We start from the raw sequence: 2289 nt of genomic DNA, 5'->3' as shown, positions 1-2289 counted from the left end.
CTGTCGGACCAGACGCTGCCGGTCTTCAGGTACAGCGTCGGCGTGTTGGCAGCGACGATGCGAAGCATGCTGCCCTCCGGTGCATTCGTCAGCGAGAGCACGGTGGCCGAGCGACCGCTCTCGCGCACCCGCACCGTGCCGTTGCCGGCAACGCCGGGAAATCGGGCCCGCACGAAGACATCCTCGGCGGGCGTGTTGTTGCCGTCGCGCAGGCGGCCCGCGGCAGTGGCCGCACCATTGGCGGTGCGCACGACGTACAGGCGCGAACCGCCGTTGTCGAAATAGGCACGCGCCGCATGGGCGACGAAGTTCAGTCGGTCGGCGCCGTTCGTCACGTCGCTGAGCCCGAGGTTCTGCAGGCTGCCGTAGATCCGCTCGAAGTCGGGCAGGCTGGTCACCATTTCCGGCGTGGCCAGGCGGCCTGTGGTGCTGCCGACCGGGCCGCGGCGCGTCGGCCCGACGAAGGCGGTGGTGCTGGTTCCCACGCCTTCGATCGACTTGGCGCGGAAGCTGGTTTCCTCGACGTATACGCCGGGTGCCAGGTATTCAGGCATGGTTCATCTCCTTTTGCATGAAGGTGGACGTCTGGAAGAACTGGCGTGCGGCCTTCATGGCAGTGCCAGAACGAGGAAAAGCGATTGCCTGCGGCCGGTCGCCAAGGTCACCGCCTGGGTGCTGCGCGGCAGGGCGGCTCGTTGGGACTCGACGACTTCGGGATCGATCTGCGGCAGCGCAAGGGGCGCGCGGCCGGAGCTCAGCTGCGCCGCGCTGATGCGGGTGCCGCCGCTGCCGGGAAACACGCCTTCGATCTGCGCGTTGATCTCGTTCACCGTCACCGCGGCCGGCGTTTCCGACCAGGTGGTGACCGGCACGCCGGGCACGGCCACCAGCGCTTCGCCACGCCAGTCGCTCAAGCCGCGCGCCAGCGTGTTGCCGCCGGAGGTGACGATCAGAAGGACGCCACCGAGCGCGTCGCCGCTGGTGCTGTCGCGCACCGCGACGCGCAGCACCGACCAATTGAGACCGACGGGCGCCGTGGCGGCCGGGTAGAGCGGCACCTCGATGGGACGGAACAACGAAGCGGGCGAGCCCGCATTGGCCGGTGCGGGATCGCGCGGCAGCGTGACGGCGACGCTGCGTGGCAGGTAACGGCCGCTCCGGTCGCCGACCAGCAGCGTGAAGGCGACGCTGCCGAGAACCGGCTGCACGGGCGCCGTCTCGAAGGCATCGGCATGCAACGCCAGCAAGGGGTGCTCGGCATGCGTGATGACGTACAGGCCGCTGCGGTTGCGCAGCAGCCTGGCACCGTCCATGCGCACGTCGAGCGGCGTGTCCACGCGGGTGCGCGTGGTGGCGTCGAGGAACTCGATCGCGCCGAGCACGCGGCGCTCGAGGCGATCGGTCTCGCGCATCAGCAGCGCACTCATCGCGCGATCCCCGCTTGCCAGGCCGGGCCGTACCCGAAGCGCGAAGCGACCACCGGGGCTGCGCCCTCGAAGACGTCGGGATCCAGCCGCACCAGGCGCACGACGTAGGAGACCGACAGGTGGTAAGGCGGCGTGAGCGCGTCCCAGATGCGCATCATGTCCTCGTTGGACAGCTCCGACGGGATGATCTGGATCACTTCGTCGGGCCCCCAGCCAGCCTCGGGCGACAGCGCCGAGGCGTCGAGCAGCGGGTGCTGGTACAGCTGGCGCATGGCCCAGGCCATCGGCAGCAGTTCGGCCTGGGGGGTGCCAGCCCAGGCGGTCAGGAGGAAATGCAGGTCCAGGCCCAGCGGCGGCTGCTGCTGTGGCGACATCGGTTGCGGGCGTTGCTGGCGCTGGTGCTCGTTGACGGTGACGCGGTATGGATACAGCGTCACGCGCGTGTCGTCTTCGATCGGGAGCGCCAGTTCGCCCGATGACACGAGCGCGAAGTCGCAGGTCGGCATGGCTTGTGCACCCACCGTGGCCGGATAGGTGTTGCGCAGGTAGGTCACGATCGAGTGCCCGACCGAATGGATGGCCTGGATGTTTGCCATGCTGCTTGCGCATTGCCGCGGGGGCTGTCTCCGTCGAGGCGTTGTCGGGCTGCCGGTCAAGGGGAACTCGACGGGGCGGGAGCGCGGTAGACCGCGCTTCCGTCCGGCAGCGTGTCGCGTTGCAGCCGGCCTTGCTGCACCAGCGCATCGAGCGCGAGTCGCAGGTCGGACCGAGGCACGTCCACGCCTATGTCGGGCAACCACCAGTCGTGGATGCCTTGTTCGGTGTCGGCGGCGGAGGGGTAGCGCGCGAGCCAGGCCTCTAT

The 2289-nt window shown here is 69.3% G+C and carries 3 protein-coding genes and 1 pseudogene; all 4 read right to left on the bottom strand.

The features are described 5' to 3' along the window. Positions 1-554: pseudogene (locus AC1D15_RS28010) on the bottom strand (phage tail sheath family protein); the annotation flags it as partial. A 54-nt stretch (positions 555-608) separates the two neighbouring features. Beyond that, positions 609-1427: a hypothetical protein gene (locus tag AC1D15_RS28005; RefSeq protein WP_477828582.1), complete on the bottom strand. Its 819-nt coding sequence runs from the start codon at positions 1425-1427 to the stop codon at positions 609-611. Further along, positions 1424-2023, bottom strand: coding sequence for a Pvc16 family protein (locus tag AC1D15_RS28000; protein WP_047512697.1), 600 nt, complete (start codon positions 2021-2023; stop codon positions 1424-1426). Before AC1D15_RS28000 ends, AC1D15_RS28005 begins: the two co-directional genes overlap by 4 nt. A gap of 56 nt (positions 2024-2079) precedes the next feature. After that, on the bottom strand, positions 2080-2289 hold a 210-nt coding region (locus AC1D15_RS27995), incomplete at its 5' end, for a hypothetical protein (protein ID WP_477828581.1).

It is taken from the genome of Rhizobacter sp. P2_H2, assembly GCF_056403375.1.
This window is presented reverse-complemented; position numbering and strand designations above follow the sequence as displayed.